Genomic DNA, 16,418 nt, shown 5'->3' on the forward strand with positions numbered 1-16,418 from the left:
GGGAGATCGCGCAAATCGACGGGTGCCCGCGGGAAGATCGACTGCCACCGACCGGATCGCCCGGGACGTTCCTCTGCCTGAAGATGGCTGTACATGCGAAATGCCCTCCAGGATGATCCTGGAGGGCATTTCCTCTTGGTAGCGGGGGCAGGATTTGAACCTGCGGCCTCTGGGTTATGAGCCCAGCGAGCTACCGAACTGCTCCACCCCGCGTCGGTGTGTGTCTAAAGACTATCCCCGACGCGGGACTCACGCAAATCGAGAGAGCTAGGACCCTTGCTCCGGTGATTCGGTCGGCGCCGGGGTCGCCGACCCGGTCGGGGACGGCGACGGTGACGGCGAACCGGTCGGCGAGGGGGTCGGGGTGACCGGCGCCTGGACCCCGGCGGTGCGGAGCTTCTCCAGGGCGTCGTCCAGGCGCTGCTGCGCCTTGCCGAACTCCTCCCAGTTGGGCGGGTCGCTCTGCAGGGCCTTCGTGGCGTCGTCATACGCCTTCTGGGCGTCGCCGATCGCGGTCTGCAGGGCGGACTGCTGCTGTTGCTGGTTTTCCTGCTGCTGGTTCTCCTGAGACTGCTGTTGCTGCTGGTCTCCGGTGGTCTGCTCCTTGCCGAAGACCTGGGCCAGCGCCTCGTCGAGGTTGCGGGCGACGCCGATCTCGCTGCCGAACGACACCAGGACGCGCTGCAGGATCGGGTACGGCTCCTGGCCGCCTCCCGCCGCGACCTGGATGTAGACGGGTTCGATGTAGACGAGCCCGCCCGCGTACGGCAGCGTCAGCAGGTTGCCGTAGCGGACCGAGGAGGCGCCGACGCCCAGCAGGTTGAGCTCACCCGCGAACCGGCTCTGGAAGGCGTTCTGCGCCTGGCCGGGGCCCGGGATCGGGGTGTTGGACGGCATGCGCAGGATGCGCAGCTTGCCGTAGCCGTCGCCGGCCGTGGAGTCGACGGCCATGAACGCCGCCAGGTTGGGGCCCTGCCGTGGCACGAACGTGGTGGTCAGCGAGAACTTCGGCTGGTCACCCGGCATCGTGGTGGTCAGGTAGTAGGGCGGCTGCTTGACGTTCTGCTCGCCCTGCGACGGGTCGTTGGGGACGTTCCAGAAGTCCTGGCCGCTGTAGAAGGCCGCGGCGTCGGTGATGTGGTAGCGCGACAGGGTGTAGCGCTGCACCTTGAACAGGTCTTCGGGGTAGCGGACGTGCGCGAGCAGGCTCTCGCTCATCTCGGTCTTCGGCTGGATGATGCCGGGGAACGCGCTGCTCCAGGTCTTGAGCACCGGGTCGTCCGGGTCCCAGGCGTAGAGCGTGACGGTGCCGTCGTAGGCGTCGACCGTGGCCTTGACGGAGTTGCGCATGTAGTTGATCTTGTCCTGCGGCTGCTGGGCGATCACCCTGGACCGGTCGGTGGCCGTGTCGCGGGTCATCTCCTGCAGGCTCTCGCTCTGCGAGTAGGGGTAGGAGTTGGACGTGGTGTAGGCGTCGACGATCCAGGTGACCCGGCCGTCGATGATCGCGGGGTACGGGTCGGAGTCGAGCGTCAGGAACGGGGCGACCTTGGCGATGCGGTCACGCGGGCTGCGCTCGTACAGGATCTTGGAGTGGTCGTTGACGTCGCCGGACAGCAGGATGTTGACCTCGCTGTACTTGGCGGCGTAGAAGAGCCGGTTGATGAACGAGCCGACCGGGACTCCGCCCTTGCCCGTGTAGGTGGTGTTCTTCTGGCCGGTGCCGCCGGTCTCCGGGTAGTCGAGCTCCTGCGGACGCTCGGGGTTGCCGCCGGCGATGACGTAGTCGGCGCCGGTGGTCTCGCCGAAGTAGATGCGCGACTCCTTGAGGCCGGTGCGCTCCGCCAAGGGGCCGGTGACCGGCATGTCCTTGGCGTCGTAGGCGGGCAGACCGCTGGAGTCGACCTGGTTGCCGGGGGCGGCCACGAAGCCGTAGCCGTGGGTGTAGACCAGGTGGCGGTTGATCCAGTTGTTCTGGCCCTCGGGCGGGCCGGTCAGCTCGCGCACCGCCACGATGTGGTCGGTGAGCTTGCCGTTGGCGTCGGGGTAGCGGTCGACGTCGAGCTGGTCGGCGAAGCTGTAGAAGCCCCGGATGCGCTGGGTCTGCTCGTAGGTGGCGGACACGAGCGCGGGGTCGAGCAGGCGGACGCCGGTCACGGACGTGTCGCCGGCGGCGTTCTCCCGCACCTGGCTCGGGTCGGCCACGGCGCTGTAGGGCTCGACCTTGGCGTCGTCGACGTTGTAGGCGTCGCGGGTCGCCTCGATGTTGCGGGCGATGTAGGGGGACTCCTTGGCCTGCTGGTTGGGCCTGACCTGGAACTGCTCGACGAGCATCGGGTAGACGCCGCCGATCAGCACCGCCGAGAGCGCGAGCAGGCCGAACGAGACCCCGGGAAGCATTCCGCCCGGCCGGAAGATGCCGGCGAAGAACATCAGGGCGCAGATCAGGGCGATGATCGCGAGGATGTTCTTGGCCGGCAGCACCGCGTTGATGTCGGTGTAGGAGGCGCCGTGGACGAAGCCGCGGTCGGAGAAGACCAGGTCGAACTGGTCGTACCAGTAGGCGATGGCCTTGAGCAGGACGAAGACGCCGAGCAGCACCGACAGGTGGATGCGCGCGGCCTTGGAGGCGTGCACGCCGGGCGACTGCAGCCGGAACCCGCCGTACAGGTAATGGGTGATCGCCGCCAGGATGGCCGAGAGGATCACGGCGGTGAACAGGAAGTTGAGCACCAGCCTGATGAACGGGAGCTCGAACATGAAGAACGAGATGTCGCGCTTGAACTCGGCGTCGGTCGTGCCGAACGGCTGGGCGTTGGCGAACTCGATCCAGGTCTGCCACTGGCCGGCGAGAGAGGAGCCCGCGAAGAGCGCGAGCAGGGCCAGGCCGACGATGAAGATCAGCTTGCGGTGCGGGTCGAGCGCGGCGCGGTAGCGGTCGGCGCCGCTGCCCCCGCCGAAGACCGCCGGGCCGAACGTCGGCCGCGTGCGGTAGGCGAGCAGCATGTTGCCGCCGACGATGCCGACCATGAGCACCGCTCCGATGAGGAACAGCACCACCTGGGTCAGCAGCACGCTGGAGAAGACCCGCGTGTAGTCGACAGCGCTAAACCATAGATAGTCGGTATAAATCCCGGAAAATAGGAAGAAGAGCGCCACAATCGCCACGAGTGCGATCGCGACGGGCAGAAGCAGTCGCGGTCGGCGGGGCAAGCGCATCGCCCTGCCGCCGGCTCCTGGGGTCCGGAAGCTCAAGGCCAACCCCTCGTCGTGATGAAGAAACGGTCCGTGTCTGGCAACCTACACCGCAGTGTCACCACTACGGCTAACGCGCGGCGATTGAGGGAAGTTTCATCCAGAGCAAGACGGGACCTTGCCTTTACCGGAGACCAAGGCTTCGATCGCCAGTTTCGCACTGTTGAGAGTCTCGGCCTTGACCAGCCGAAGCCCGTCAGGCACGGCCTTCAGGGCCTCGGCGCAGTTTCCCGCGGGCGTGAGGAAGATCGTGGCGCCGGCGTCGCGGGCGCCGACCAGCTTCTGGGGGATGCCGCCGATCGGGCCCACCGTGCCGTCGGGCTTGATGGTGCCGGTGCCGGCGATCTGCTTGCCGCCCGTCATCGGCCCCTCGGTGAGCTTGTCCACGATGCCGAGCGAGAACATCAGCCCCGCGCTCGGCCCGCCGACCTCGCCCACGTTGATGTCGACCTCGAAGGGGAACTTGTAGGTCGCCCGCATGCTCACCCCGACGACCGGCTCGCCGTCGGCGGCGACGGTCGGCACGGTGATCTTGAGATCCTCGTCACCCCTGGTGATGCCGAACGTCACCTCCTCGCCCGCCCGGCGCGCCCGCACCGCCTCGCCGACCTCCTCGGTCTTGGTGACCGGCTTGCCGTCGACGGAGGTGATCTCGTCGCCCTTCTCGATCTTGCCCGCGGCGGGCTTGTCCTTGGCGACCGAGACGACCGAGATCACGGTCCTGTACGGGATCTTCAGCTCGTTCAGGGCGGCGGCCGTGGCGTCGTCCTGGGAGTTGGTCATCTCGACCGTGTTCTCCTCCTCGACCTCCTTCTGGCTGCGGTCGGGAGCGAAGATGGTCTCCTGCGGCACGACGGCGACGGTGGGGTCGATCCAGCCTCGCAGCGCGGTGAGCAGGTCGATCTGGGAGGTCGGCCCGCCCTGGTAGGCGACGGTGACGAGCCGGAGCGAACCGCTGGTCGGGTAGGTCTCACGCCCGGTTATCTTGATCACCGGCTGCTTGTCGATCTGCCCGAGGGTGTTCTCCGTGGGCCCTGGGCTGAGCACGACGTACGGAACGTCCACGAGCGCGCCGCCGATGCCGAGCGCGAGCACGAGGAAGCCCGAAACCAGCAGGGTCAAGGCACGTCGTGACATGGATCCGAGCTTATTCGCAGGCGCCGACCCACTCGGTCGATCCGTCGGCGAACTCCTGGTGTTTCCAGATCGGCACCTGGGACTTGAGATCGTCGATCAGCCTGCGCGCCGCCTTGAACGCCTCGTCGCGGTGGGCGCAGGCCACGGCCACGATCACCGCGGTGTCGCCGAGCGCCAGGTCGCCGACCCGGTGGACGGCGGCGAGCGCGGTCACGGGGAAGTCGGAGGCCACCTTCTCGGCCACCGAGCGCAGCTCCTGCTCGGCGGACGGGTGGGCGGAGTAGGACAGCTTCGTCACCGGCTTGCCGTGATCCTGCTCACGCACGGTGCCCACGAACAGGGTCGTGCCGCCCGCCGCGTGGTCGGCCACCGCGGCCGTCACCTCGTCGACGGACAGCGGGGTGTCACGAATGCCGAGCAACCGGATGACGTCCACGCGAAGAGCCTACATATTTCTCACAGGCGGCGCTTCTTGCGCACCTGGCGGACGATCGCGGCGGTGCCGATGACGGCGACGGTGGCGCCGGCCGCGGTGAGGGTGGCCTCCTTGACGGGCAGCCGCCTGCCGACCACGGTGGTGCGGTTCTCGCGCAGCTCAAGGAGCTGGTTGAAGGCCGTCTCGTTCGTCCACGACGGCTTCCAGCCGGCCTCGCGCAGGGCGGCGCAGTCGACCACCCACGGATAGACGACGTAGTGGAGGTCGGTGGCAGGCGCGGGCGTGATGCCCAGCCGGTGGAGGCGCTGGGCGGTGCCGAAGGTCAGCCCGGCCGGCAGCTCGAACCGCCGGATCCCGGACAGCTCCTCGATCTGCTCCTGTTCGAGCCAGCCGTCGCAGCCGACGGCCGCCACCCCGGTGACGGCGCCCTTCGCGGCCAGTTCGAGGGCGGAGACCAGGTCGTCGATGTGGCAGAACTGCCAGCGCTGCGCGCATCCCTTGACCGTCAGCAGCCGCGGCGACTCGAAGTGGCGGGTGATCACGGTGTCGATGCCGGGCCCGACGACCGCGGCCGGGCGCAGCACCGTGACCTCCAGGCCGGGGTGGCTGCGCAGCGACGTGCGCACCAGCGCCTCGATCTCCAGATAGTCGCCGACCACGCCGGTGTCGGGCTCGGCCGCCACCGGGGCGTCCTCGGCGAGGGGCACGTCGTTGTCGGCCGCGGCGCCGTACACCATCGCGCTCGTGACGACCACCACGCGCCGGACGCGCGCGGCCGCGCTGGCGGTGAGGACGGTCTGGGCGGCTCTCAGGTTGTACGCGCGGCGCTCGCCGGGATCGGAGTCGAGGGCGTAGTCGCCGGCCACGTGGACCACGACGTCGATGTCGGAGATCCGGTTCGCCAAGAGCGGATCCCGTACGTCGATCACCCGCCAGGTGGCTTCCTGCACGTCACCGCGCTCCTCGTCGATGGCCACGACTCTGCGGAAATCCGCGGAGGTGACGAGCCTGACGAGCAGCTCGCGGCCCAGGCCGGATGCGGCGCCGGTGACGGCTACGACTGGTCGGCGCGAGCGTTTCGAGGTAGGCACCAGGTCCTCACTTTGCACTGATCCGCCACAGGACGACTAACGTGGCGGATGTGGACTCCTCCATCCTGCACGAGGTAACGCGGTGACTGACCTGCCAGGTCGTGAAAACGACCCCAACGAAAACCCGTTCGCCATGTTCGGTGACCCTGAGCAGATGGCTCAGGCGATGCGCCAGTTCGCCGACATGCTGTCGGCGCCCCAGGGTTCAGGCCCTGTCAACTGGGACATGGCCAAGAACATCGCCCGCCACGCCGTCGTCGCACAAGGCGACCCGAGCGTGATGGAGGGCGAGCGCCGCCAGATCGTCGAGGCGCTCAGCCTGGCCGACCTGTGGCTCAACGAGGCGACCACGCTGCCCAGCGGCGTGTCCAACCCGCAGGCGTGGAGCCGGTCCGAGTGGATCGAGAACACGATCCCGGTGTGGCGCAAGCTGGCCGAGCCGATCGCCGAGCGCATGGTCGAGACCATGGGCGGCGCCATCGGCGGCTCCGGGCTGCCACCCGAGGCCCAGCAGATGGCCGGGCCGCTGATGGGCATGCTCAAGCAGATGGGCGGCATGATGGTCGGCCAGCAGATCGGCCAGGCCATCGGCTCGCTGGCGCGTGAGGTGATCGGCACCACCGACATCGGCCTGCCGCTGTCCGGCACGGCCGCGCTGCTGCCCGGCGGTGTCGCCTCCTTCAGCTCCGGCCTCGAACACCCCGCCGACGAGATCAGGCTCTACCTGGCGCTGCGCGAGGCCGCGCACCACCGGCTGTTCCAGCACGTGCCGTGGCTCCGCGGCCACCTGCTCGGCGCCGTCGAGGAGTACGCCAAGGGCATCACGGTCGACACCTCGGCCCTTGAGGAGCAGATCCGCGGGCTCGACATCAACAACCCGCAGGCTCTCCAGGAGGCGCTGAGCGGCGGCGCGCTGCTCAAGCCCGAGGAGACCGAGCGGCAGAAGGCCGCCCTGGTCCGCCTGGAGACGATGCTGGCCCTGGTCGAGGGCTGGGTCGCGACGGTGGTCGACGACGCCGCCGCCGGCAAGCTGCCCTCCGCGGTCGCCCTGGCGGAGACCGTACGACGGCGCCGCGCGACCGGCGGGCCGGCCGAGCTGACCTTCGGCACGCTCGTCGGGCTGGAGCTGCGCCCGCGCAGGCTGCGCGAGGCCGCCAAGCTGTGGCAGGCCGTCAAGGAGGCGCGCGGCGTCGACGGCCGCGACGCGCTGTGGTCGCACCCCGACCTCATCCCGACGGCCGACGACCTCGACGATCCCGAGGCGTTCGTCCGGGGCGAGACCACGTGGGACATCTCCCAGCTGGAGGAGAAGCCCCGCGACGAGGGCGACCAGAGTTGAGCCTGCACGACGACGCGGTGGCCGTGCTCACCGCGTGGACCGCGCCGACGGCCGGGGAGGAGTCGCTGCGCGCGGAGTTCCTCGACCACCTGGCGGCTCACGAGGACGCCATGCTGCGCGAGTGCGTACCCGGCCATCTCACGGCGACCACGGCCGTGCTGTCGCACGACGGCGCGCGGGTGCTGCTCACCCTGCATCCGAAGGCCGGGATGTGGCTGCCGATGGGCGGCCACTGCGAGCCTTCCGACACCACGCTGGCCGGGGTGGCGCTGCGCGAGGCCGAGGAGGAGTCCGGCATCGCGGACCTGAAGCCGCTGCCCGGCCCGCTCGCGCTGGACCGCCACCGGGTGTGGTGCCATCCGCCGCACAGCTGGCATCTCGACGTCGAGTACGCCGCCGTCGCCCCGGAGGGCGCCGAGGCGGTGATCAGCGAGGAGTCCCTGGACCTGCGCTGGTTCCCGGTGGAGGAGATCCCCGAGCTGTCCGACGAGGCCACCCGCCGCCTCGCGGCCAGGGGACGCGCCGCGCTGGCGGAGAGGGTCGCCGCCGGTCGGGGGACGGCGGGCTGACCGGCGGACCGGCCGTCAGCGGAGACCGCTGAGGTTTCGTAACGTTCCAGAGAGGTTTTGGCAGTGGGCGTGTCCTCGGAGAGTCCCGTCGGCGGGACGATCGTCACGCCCGCGCGCCGGAGGCGCACCGGGCGCGCCGGGGCCGTGCTGACGTGGCTGGCCGTGACGCCGTTCGCGGCGTGGGCGGTGACGAGGCTGGCGGGGCTGGAACGGGGGGCGATCCCCACCCAGATCATGACCGCGACCCCGTACGCGGCCGCCGGTTCGCTGGTCCCCCTGATGATCGCCGCGCTCGGGCGCAGGCGGGCCGCCACCGCGGTCGCGCTGCTGGCCAGCACGGTGCTCGGGTTCAGCGTGCTGCCCAGGACCCTCGGCGTGGCGGAGGCGACGGCGGGCCGGCCGTTCCGGGTGCTGACCGTCAACCTGCTGTTCGGCAGGGCCGACACTCAGACGATCATGAATATGGTGCGGGAGCTGCGGCCCGACGTGCTGAACACGCAGGAGCTGACGCCCGGCGCGGTCGACGGGCTCGACGCGGCCGGTTTGACGGAGGTCATGCCGCACCGCGTGCTGCAGGCGGAGTGGAGCGCGGGCGGCAGCGGCATCTTCTCCCGCTTCCCGCTGGAGCCGCTGGATGACGCGCTGCCTCCGCTGGAGGGCCACAACATGCCGGTGGCCAGGCTGTCGCTGCCCGGCGGGGCGCCGGTCGAGCTCTTCGACGTGCATCCGGTGCCGCCGATCGGGCCGTATGCCGCCGCCTGGCAGAAGGCGCTGGAGTCGCTGCCCGGCCCGTCCGGCGGCGTGGTGCGCATCCTGGCGGGCGACTTCAACGCCTCGCTCGACCACGTGCCGATGCGCCGGCTGCTGGCGCGCGGCTACAAGGACGCCGCCGACCAGGTGGGCGCGGGGCTGATCCCGACGTGGCCGGCCAACAGGCGGATCCCGCCGATCATCACGATCGACCACGTGCTGGTGGACGAGCGGGTGGGGGTGAAGGCGGTCAGCGTGCACGACGTGCCGGGCACCGACCATCGGGCGGTGTTCGCGGAGCTCAGCGTGCCGTGAGCAGGGCGCGGGTGCTCTCCCAGCCTTCGAGGCCGGGGTCGAGACGCTCGGCGTCGCCGGGGGCGCGCAGCCGGTGCCAGCCGGGCGTGGCCGCCACCATGCGGCGTCCGGGCGCCTGCGCGCGCAGCGCCGCCACCGGATCGGGGTCGTCCAGGTCGGGATCCGCCCAGGCGGGCGGCGGCAGGTGGCAGGCGAGCGCGACCGCACCGCCCCCTTCTGCGGGGCTGACGGTGATCAGCGCGCGTCCGAGCTCGCGGAAGAGCTTGCCGATCAGCAGCGGCGGCAGGTCGGGCGCGTCGGCGGCGACGATCGCGGCCTGATCGCCCTTGAGCAGCTGCAGAACGTCCTTGACCGGGTCGTCCTCGCCTATTTCGAGGATCTCGGTGCCGGGCCAGACGAGGTCGTCGAGACCGGGGACGCTCGTCGCCAGGACGGGGGTGACCAGCTCCAGGCCGGCGACCATCTCGTAGGTGTCTTCCGCGATCGCCTCCAGCCAGCGGGCGGGGTCGACCCCTGGCGGCGCGGATCGGGCCATGCGCTCCCGTACGAGAACCGCGACCGTACGCGTCAACACTCCTCCGGGGCGTTCTGGGCGGCGGCGGAGAATCCCTCCAGGAAGCCGCGGGCGCGCTCGGCCTTCGGGTAGCGCTCCACCAGGGTCCAGAACCGGGGGCCGTGGCTGGGCACGAGCAGGTGGACGAGTTCGTGGACGATGACGTAGTTGATGACCCACTCGGGCAGGCCCTTGAGCCGGGTCGAGATGCGGATCGTGCCTGTCTCCGGGGTGCAGGAGCCCCATCGGTGGTGCTGGTTGTCGACCCACCGCACGCTCGCGGGGCGGGCTTTGCCGTCGAGGTATTTCGCGGAAAGGTCCTTCGCCCGCTCCAGCAGCGCCTCGTCCGTCGGCCGTCGCTTGCGCTCCTTGGCCGCGAGCCGATCGAGCATCCGGCTCACCCATTCGTCCTCGTCCTCGCCGCTGAGCCAGGCGGGCAGGAGCACGATCGTCTTGTCGCCGTCGCGGTAAGCGGAGACCGTACGCCGGCGACGAGAACTGCGACGGACCTCGACTGTCTCGGGGGGCACATATGCACGGTAGCCGACACTCGCGGAATTCCCCAGAGGGCGAGTCATGTTTCTGCTGGTCAGATGATTAAGAGCCGGTGAATTTGGGCAAGCGCGGTTTCCCGATCCTGATCACCGTGGCACGCCGGAAGTGTCGTTCTGAGCGTGGATTCAAGAGCTGGGTGACATCCGGTCAAGGGCTCGCGGTGCGATCGTTCTGCGGTTTCGACTTTACCAAGAATTTAATGTCAGTGGTTGTCCACAGGGTTTCGGGGGCTTGGCCGGTTATCCACAGCGGCGGGCGTTCCGGAGCGGGATCTTGAATTCACGTGCAAATCTTCGGGCCATGAGGCCACGTGTGCATCCCGCCCTCCCCCGTGTCGACCGTGACGAGCGGACGCTCCAGCTCGGTGCGCATCCCGGGCGGGCCGTCGTCCTGACCGGGCTCAGCAGGGCCGCCCGGCGGTGGCTCGACAGGCTCGACGGCGTCCGCGACCTGGCCGGGGCGTTGCGCGAGGCGCGGTCGGCCGGGCTGCCGGAGGTTGCCGCCCGTGACCTGCTCGACCAGCTCGGCCGGTCCGGCGTGCTCGACGACGCGGGCGGGCCCGCCCTTCCGCTGCCCCTGGCCGAGCTCGACCGGATGCGGCCCGATCTGGACGCGATGGATCTGGTCGGGGCCGCACCCGGCGGCGGGCGGGAGTCGCTGCTGCGCAGGGCGCGGTCGCGGGTGCGGGTCTACGGCGCGGGCCGGGTGGGGGCGCAGGTGGTCGCGCTGCTGGCGGCGGGCGGCGTGGGCGGGATCCGGGTGTTCGACCCTGAGCCCACACGACCCCGCGACCTGGTGCCCGGCGGGCTGACGTGGGCGGAGGTCGGGATGCCGCGGCAGGACGGCGCGGTCGCGGTGGCCGCGAGACTGGCCCATCCCGGCGAAGGCGGGGAAGTCACGGAGGTGGCTCGTGGCGGCGAGGGCCGGGATGGCCCACGGCCGGCTCGTTCCGGCGGCGGGAAGCGGTCTCGTGCCGGTGATGGAGAGGGACGAGCCGCTGGTGCCGGCGATGGTGGAGGGCGGGCCGCTGGTGCCGGCGCGGGTGGCGCTGCCGCAGGGCAGCGGCGGGCGGTCAGCGGCTTGGGTGAGCGTGCGGTGGTGGAGGTGCGGGCGGGCGGGCCTTATCTGGGTGACGGGACCGAGCGTCCCGATCTCGTGATCCTCACTCCGGTGCGGCCGCTGGACATGGTGCTGGTCAACGAGTTGACAGCGCTGGGCATCCCGCATCTGCTCGGATCCGCCTTTGAAGGGCATGGATCCGCGGGTCCGCTCGTTGTACCTGGACAGACCGCCTGTTTGCACTGCCTAGACTTGACCAGACGGGATCATGATCCGGCCTGGCCGCTCGTCACCGCCGGGCTCGGTGGCTATCCCCCCGGGGAGATCGCCTGCGACGCCTCCCTGGCGGCCTCCGTCGCCGCCGCGGTGGCCGGTCATGCCCTGAACTTCCTCGATGGTCACGCCTCGGCTGTGACGAACGGCACAACCGACATATCGCCTGATCGACATTGGAAGCACCGATCGTGGACAATCCACCCGCAATGTCGTTGTATACGAACCTATCCATATCCGCTAACAATGGTCATGTCAGCTACCTGCGATTCACAAGCCCAGGTAACGACCGACGAAGGGGGGAAGCGGCATCTCGGCTGAGATTCCGCACATCAGGATGAGCGATCTTCCTCGCCGCGCCGTCACGCGCTCCGCCAAGCTGGCCACCCTGCCCCTCAGTTTCGCCGGACGCACCGCCCTCGGGCTGGGCAAGCGCATCGGCGGCAAGTCCGCCGAAATGGTCGCCGAGGAGATCCAGCAGCGCACCGCCGAGCAGATCTTCAAGGTGCTGGGCGAGCTCAAGGGCGGCGCGATGAAGCTCGGCCAGGCGCTGTCCATCTTCGAGGCCGCCCTGCCGCCCGAGATCGTCGCCCCCTACCGCGCCACGCTCACCAAGCTCCAGGACGCGGCGCCCCCGCTCCCGGTCGCCACCGTCCACAAGGTGCTGACCGAGCAGCTCGGCGACGACTGGCGCGACCATTTCCAGTCCTTCGACGACGAGCCGACCGCCGCCGCCTCCATCGGCCAGGTCCACCGGGCCGTCTGGCATGACGGCAGGGAGGCCGCGGTCAAGATCCAGTACCCCGGCGCCGGCAAGGCCCTGCTCGGCGACTTCGCCCAGCTCGCCCGGCTCGGCAAGCTGTTCGGGGTGCTCATGCCCGGCCTCGACATCAAGTCCGTCCTCGCCGAGCTGCGCGAGCGGGTCGCCGAGGAGCTCGACTACCTCCGCGAGGCCGAGGCCCAGCACGCCTTCGCGCTCGAGTTCCACGACGACCCCGACTTCCACGTGCCCGACGTCATCGCCGCCAACGAGACCGTGCTGGTCACCGAGTGGATGGACGGCGTCCCGCTGTCGCGTGTCATCACCGAGGGCACGAAGGAGGAGCGCGACCGGGCCGGGCTGCTGTTCGTCCGCTTCCTGTTCTGCTCCCCCGCCAGGGTCGGCATGCTCCACGCCGACCCCCACCCGGGCAACTTCCGCATGCTGCCCAACGGCAAGCTGGGCGTCCTCGACTTCGGCGCCGTCAACCGGGGCGGCTACCCGCTGGCGTTCGGGCAGCTCACCCGCATCTTCAACCAGGGCGACATGGACACCGTGATCGCCGGGCTGCGGGCGGAGGGCTTCATCCGGCCCGACATCGAGATCGACCCCGACGCGCTGCGCGCCTTCCTCTCGCCCTACGTGGAGCCGACGGCGGTGGAGGAGTTCACGTTCAGCCGCGCCTGGCTGCAGACACAGGCCGCCTCGGCGACCGACCTGCGGCCCGGCAACGTGGTCCGCCAGCTCAACCTGCCGGCCTCGTACGTGCTCATCCACCGGGTTCACATGGCGGGGATCGGGGTCCTGTGCCAGCTGGGCACCACGGCACGCTTTCGCGACGAGGTGATCCGCTGGGTTCCGGGCTTCTCCGACGACACCATCGACCCCGACGACATGGCCCTTGTCGCCACCTGATCTCCGCACCCGCGCCTTCATGACCAGGTTCGAACGGGCGTATCACCGCGGATTGGTGGAACACGCGTAAGTCGGGGTATGAATGCCCGCTCCTCCTCCGTGGGGGAACGGGCTCCCTTCCCGCCGACATACCGGGGTTGAGATCCGAGCATGAGTACGCGCCGCAACCATCCGCACACTCCAGGACCGGACACACCCGGCCATCAGGCCGATGACGACGGTCATGGCATCCATGGCGCTCACGAAGGCCACGGCGGCCGTGGTGATCAGGGCGACCGTGGTGATCAAGGGGGTCACGGCGGTCAGAACGGTCGCGGCGCTCACGAAGGCCAGGATGGCCATGCCGGTCAGGACGGCCATGCCGGTCAGGACGGGCACGGCGGGCACGGCAGGCAGGGCAGGCAGGGCAGGCAGGGCGGGCATAACGCTCACGGCGGGCATGGCGGGCATGGTGATCATGTCGGGCAGTTTCGGCGGCTGTTCTGGATCATGCTGGTCCTGGCGGTCCCCGTGGTGGGGTTCAACGAGATGTTCGCCCACATCATCGGCTACCGCCTGCCTGATTCCGCGTGGGTGCCGTGGGTCTCACCGGTGCTGGGCACCGTCGTCTATTTCTGGGGCGGACGGCCGTTCCTGACCGGGGCGGTCTCGGAGATCCGCTCCCGCCGACCCGGCATGATGCTGCTCGTCGGCCTCGCTATCACGGTGGCGTTCGTCGCCTCCTGGGGTGCCAGCCTGCACGTGCTCGACGAGGAGCTGAACTTCTGGTGGGAGCTGGCCCTGCTGGTCGTCATCATGCTCCTGGGCCACTGGATCGAGATGCGCTCCCTGGCGCAGACCACCTCGGCCCTGGACTCCCTGGCGGCCCTGCTGCCCGACGAGGCCGAGAAGGTCGACGGCGACGACGTGGTCAAGGTCGCCCCGGCCGACCTGGTGGTCGGTGACGTCGTCATCGTCCGTCCCGGCGCCTCGGTCCCCGCCGACGGGAAGATCATCGACGGTTCCGCGAGCATGGACGAGTCCATGGTCACCGGAGAGTCCAAGCCGGTGCGCCGTGAGGCCGGCGAACAGGTGGTCGCCGGCACCGTCGCCACCGACTCCGGCCTCCGCGTCGAGGTCACCGCCATCGGCGACGACACCGCCCTGGCGGGCATCCAGCGACTCGTCGCCGACGCCCAGGCCTCGTCCTCGCGTGCCCAGCGCGTCGCCGACACCGCGGCGGCGTGGCTGTTCTGGTTCGCCCTGGGTGCCGCCGCGATCGCCGCCGTCGTCTGGGCCCTCGTCGGGCTGCCCGACAGCGGGATCGTGCGGACCATCACCGTGCTCGTCATCGCCTGCCCGCACGCTCTGGGCCTGGCGATCCCGCTGGTGGTGTCCATCGCCACCGAGCGCGCCGCCCGGGGAGGCGTGCTGGTCAAGGACCGTCTCGCGCTGGAGTCGATGCGCACCGTCGATGCCGTCCTGTTCGACAAGACCGGCACCCTGACCAAGGGCGAACCCACCGTGACCGGGATCGAGCCGGTCGGCGGTCGCGGCGCGGACGAGGTGCTGGCCCTGGCCGCGGCGGCGGAGAGCGACAGCGAGCATCCGCTGGCCAAGGCCATCGTCGGCGCGGCCCGTACGCGTGGGCTGGACGTGCCCCAGGCCAGCGAGTTCTCCTCCTCCCCCGCGGTCGGCGTGAAGGCGACCGCAGACGGCACCGTGATCGAGGTCGGCGGCCCGTACCTCCTCGACGAGCACGGCCTGGACGAGCTTCCCGTCGCCGGTGAGTGGCGGACGGAGGGGGCGATCATCCTGCACGTCCTCGCCGGCGGCCAGGTGATCGGCGCGCTCCGGCTGGCCGACGAGATCCGGCCCGAGTCCCGCGACGCCGTCGACGCCCTGCACGCCGCGGGCGTCCAGGTCGTGATGATCACCGGTGACGCCCGGGCCGTCGCCGACACCGTGGCCGCCGAGCTCGGCATCGACCGGGTGTTCGCCGGGGTGCGGCCGGAGGACAAGGCGGCCAAGGTCGCGGAGCTGCAGTCGGAGGGCAGGAAGGTCGCCATGGTCGGCGACGGCGTCAACGACGCCCCCGCGCTGGCCCAGGCCGACGTCGGCATCGCGATCGGGGCCGGCACCGATGTGGCGATCGGCTCGGCCGGGGTGATCCTCGTCTCCTCGGATCCGCGTTCGGTGCTCTCCGTCATCGATCTGTCGCGGGCGAGCTTCCGGAAGATGAAGCAGAACCTGTGGTGGGCCGCCGGCTACAACCTGATCTCGGTGCCCCTGGCAGCCGGGGTGCTCGCGCCGATCGGGTTCGTGCTGCCGATGAGCGTCGGGGCGATCCTCATGTCGGCCTCGACCGTCGTGGTCGCGCTGAACGCCCAGCTGCTGCGCCGGCTCGACCTCACGCCGGCACACAGCACGAAAACGTTCCTCGACCACGCGACACCCGCCCGGACACCCTGATCGCCCGGCAACGGATGCGGCCGGGCACGCAGAGGGCCGACACCTGAACGACCGGCGACGAATGCGGCCAGGCGTATGGGCCGGCACTTGGACGACCGGCGGAGGATGCCGCCGGGCGCGCACGGCCGGTACCTGGACGACCGGCGGCGGGTGCGGCCGGCGGCTGTTCGCGAAGCGAGATGGTTAAGGCGTCGGCGACCAGCGCGTTTCGCGGGTGGCCGCAGCTGGCTCGGACGCCCCGCGCCGTCTTTCGGGGTTCTTACGGATGGCGGCGGGCCATCGGCCCGGCCGGAAAGCGCGCCTGATGATGGCGGCAACCATCGTCGAGTGAAAGGCGGGATCCGGGATGGGTCTCTTCCGCATGGCCGGGTCAGCCGGCTATGTCTGCGCCGTGCTGCTCGTCTTCAACGTGTTCCGGCGGGCCGGGGTGGTCGCCGAGACGCCGGTCATGCACGCGGTGGCGCCGTTCGCGGCGCTGTCCGGGCTGTTCGCGATCACCGGGCTCTATCTGCTCATCCGGAGCGGGACCGGCGGGCTCGGGCTGGCCGGGTACGTGCTCAACGGCGCCGGGCTGGCCGGGGCGTTCGCCGTCGAGTACACGCTGCACTTCGTCTTCCCGTCGCTCCCCGGCGCGACGGTGAGCGGGCTGCTGGCCGGAGGGACGGGGACGGCGTTCCTGGTGACCTCGGCGGTGCTGCTGTCGGGGGTGCTGCTGTTCGGCGTGGCGGCGATCCGGTCGGGGACGCTGCCGGTCGCCGCCGTGCTGCTCTACGCGGCGGGGATGGTGCCCGGGTCGCTGCGCGGGGTCGTGCCGGAGTGGGCCTACCTCGGCGGGCTGGTCGTCGCGGCGGCGGGCATCGCGTGGATGTCCGCCCGCCTCTTCGCCGCCGCCGGGACGGCCGATCCCGTGAGGAGACCGGCCGGCCAGCACGCGTAGAACCGAACGCGGAAGACCCGCGC

Annotated in this window: 14 protein-coding genes and 1 tRNA gene; 7 read left to right on the plus strand and 8 right to left on the minus strand. The window is 70.4% G+C overall.

Annotated elements, in window-relative coordinates; genetic code table 11:
• Positions 1-136: 136 nt before the first annotated feature.
• From AB0K05_RS41990 to AB0K05_RS42010, 5 genes are all read right to left on the minus strand, one after another.
• Positions 137-213, minus strand: a tRNA-Met gene (locus AB0K05_RS41990).
• Positions 214-267: 54 nt separating this feature from the next.
• Positions 268-3,219: a UPF0182 family protein gene (locus AB0K05_RS41995; RefSeq protein ID WP_364237094.1), complete on the minus strand. Its 2,952-nt coding sequence runs from the start codon at positions 3,217-3,219 to the stop codon at positions 268-270.
• 132 nt (positions 3,220-3,351) lie between these two features.
• The gene (locus tag AB0K05_RS42000; protein ID WP_364237096.1) at positions 3,352-4,392 is read right to left on the minus strand and encodes a PDZ domain-containing protein; all 1,041 of its coding nucleotides are present in this window, start codon (positions 4,390-4,392) and stop codon (positions 3,352-3,354) included.
• Positions 4,393-4,402: 10 nt separating this feature from the next.
• Positions 4,403-4,828 (minus strand): molybdenum cofactor biosynthesis protein MoaE, encoded by a 426-nt coding sequence (locus AB0K05_RS42005; protein ID WP_148029300.1) that lies wholly within the window; start codon positions 4,826-4,828, stop codon positions 4,403-4,405.
• Positions 4,829-4,848: 20 nt separating this feature from the next.
• On the minus strand, positions 4,849-5,922 hold the full coding sequence (locus AB0K05_RS42010; protein ID WP_187281383.1) for an NAD-dependent epimerase/dehydratase family protein: 1,074 nt from the start codon (positions 5,920-5,922) through the stop codon (positions 4,849-4,851).
• A 130-nt stretch (positions 5,923-6,052) separates the two neighbouring features.
• Here AB0K05_RS42010 and AB0K05_RS42015 point away from each other — a divergent pair, with 130 nt between their 5' ends.
• The 3 genes from AB0K05_RS42015 (at position 6,053) to AB0K05_RS42025 (ending at position 8,892) form a co-directional block, all read left to right on the plus strand.
• Positions 6,053-7,258 (plus strand): zinc-dependent metalloprotease, encoded by a 1,206-nt coding sequence (locus AB0K05_RS42015; protein WP_271278967.1) that lies wholly within the window; start codon positions 6,053-6,055, stop codon positions 7,256-7,258.
• Positions 7,255-7,827: an NUDIX domain-containing protein gene (locus AB0K05_RS42020; RefSeq protein ID WP_364237099.1), complete on the plus strand. Its 573-nt coding sequence runs from the start codon at positions 7,255-7,257 to the stop codon at positions 7,825-7,827. Before AB0K05_RS42015 ends, AB0K05_RS42020 begins: the two co-directional genes overlap by 4 nt.
• A 63-nt stretch (positions 7,828-7,890) precedes the next feature.
• The gene (locus AB0K05_RS42025) at positions 7,891-8,892 is read left to right on the plus strand and encodes an endonuclease/exonuclease/phosphatase family protein (protein WP_364237101.1); all 1,002 of its coding nucleotides are present in this window, start codon (positions 7,891-7,893) and stop codon (positions 8,890-8,892) included.
• On the opposite strand, the gene AB0K05_RS42030 is transcribed toward AB0K05_RS42025, so the two are convergent.
• A complete protein-coding gene (locus AB0K05_RS42030) occupies positions 8,879-9,463 on the minus strand; it encodes a hypothetical protein (protein ID WP_364237104.1) in 585 nt (194 codons plus the stop codon). The genes AB0K05_RS42025 and AB0K05_RS42030 overlap by 14 nt on opposite strands.
• Positions 9,460-9,975, minus strand: coding sequence for a M48 family metallopeptidase (locus AB0K05_RS42035; RefSeq protein ID WP_261808313.1), 516 nt, complete (start codon positions 9,973-9,975; stop codon positions 9,460-9,462). Before AB0K05_RS42035 ends, AB0K05_RS42030 begins: the two co-directional genes overlap by 4 nt.
• 325 nt (positions 9,976-10,300) lie before the next feature.
• Between AB0K05_RS42035 and AB0K05_RS42040 the strand changes: the two genes are divergently transcribed.
• Both AB0K05_RS42040 and AB0K05_RS42045 read left to right on the plus strand, forming a co-directional pair.
• Complete coding sequence (locus AB0K05_RS42040; RefSeq protein ID WP_364237107.1) at positions 10,301-11,653, plus strand: thiamine biosynthesis protein ThiF; 1,353 nt, start codon at positions 10,301-10,303, stop codon at positions 11,651-11,653.
• A gap of 16 nt (positions 11,654-11,669) precedes the next feature.
• Positions 11,670-13,007 carry an AarF/ABC1/UbiB kinase family protein gene (locus tag AB0K05_RS42045; protein WP_364237110.1) on the plus strand — a complete coding sequence of 446 codons (1,338 nt, stop codon included), beginning with the start codon at positions 11,670-11,672 and terminating at the stop codon, positions 13,005-13,007.
• Positions 13,008-13,049: 42 nt separating this feature from the next.
• Here AB0K05_RS42045 and AB0K05_RS42050 read toward each other — a convergent pair whose 3' ends face one another.
• Positions 13,050-13,466, minus strand: a complete 417-nt coding sequence (locus AB0K05_RS42050) for a hypothetical protein (RefSeq protein ID WP_364237112.1) — start codon at positions 13,464-13,466, stop codon at positions 13,050-13,052.
• 30 nt (positions 13,467-13,496) lie between these two features.
• On the opposite strand from AB0K05_RS42050, the gene AB0K05_RS42055 reads away from it, so the two are divergent.
• On the plus strand, positions 13,497-15,458 hold the full coding sequence (locus tag AB0K05_RS42055; RefSeq protein WP_364237114.1) for a heavy metal translocating P-type ATPase: 1,962 nt from the start codon (positions 13,497-13,499) through the stop codon (positions 15,456-15,458).
• 346 nt (positions 15,459-15,804) lie between these two features.
• Complete coding sequence (locus AB0K05_RS42060) at positions 15,805-16,395, plus strand: hypothetical protein (RefSeq protein WP_364237117.1); 591 nt, start codon at positions 15,805-15,807, stop codon at positions 16,393-16,395.
• Positions 16,396-16,418: the final 23 nt, after the last annotated feature.

Source organism: Nonomuraea sp. NPDC049486, assembly GCF_040676925.1.
Taxonomy (GTDB): domain Bacteria; phylum Actinomycetota; class Actinomycetes; order Streptosporangiales; family Streptosporangiaceae; genus Nonomuraea; species Nonomuraea ferruginea.

Bases quoted from the DNA above. Each gene is read 5' to 3' on its own strand.
- AB0K05_RS41995 (WP_364237094.1), bottom strand. From the start codon at position 3,219: ATGCGCTTGCCCCGCCGACCGCGACTGCTTCTGCCCGTCGCGATCGCA.
- AB0K05_RS42000 (WP_364237096.1), bottom strand. From the start codon at position 4,392: ATGTCACGACGTGCCTTGACCCTGCTGGTTTCGGGCTTCCTCGTGCTC.
- AB0K05_RS42015 (WP_271278967.1), top strand. From the start codon at position 6,053: ATGTTCGGTGACCCTGAGCAGATGGCTCAGGCGATGCGCCAGTTCGCC.
- AB0K05_RS42040 (WP_364237107.1), top strand. From the start codon at position 10,301: ATGAGGCCACGTGTGCATCCCGCCCTCCCCCGTGTCGACCGTGACGAG.
- AB0K05_RS42045 (WP_364237110.1), top strand. From the start codon at position 11,670: ATGAGCGATCTTCCTCGCCGCGCCGTCACGCGCTCCGCCAAGCTGGCC.
- AB0K05_RS42050 (WP_364237112.1), bottom strand. From the start codon at position 13,466: ATGATCACCATGCCCGCCATGCCCGCCGTGAGCGTTATGCCCGCCCTG.
- AB0K05_RS42055 (WP_364237114.1), top strand. From the start codon at position 13,497: ATGCTGGTCCTGGCGGTCCCCGTGGTGGGGTTCAACGAGATGTTCGCC.
- AB0K05_RS42060 (WP_364237117.1), top strand. From the start codon at position 15,805: ATGGGTCTCTTCCGCATGGCCGGGTCAGCCGGCTATGTCTGCGCCGTG.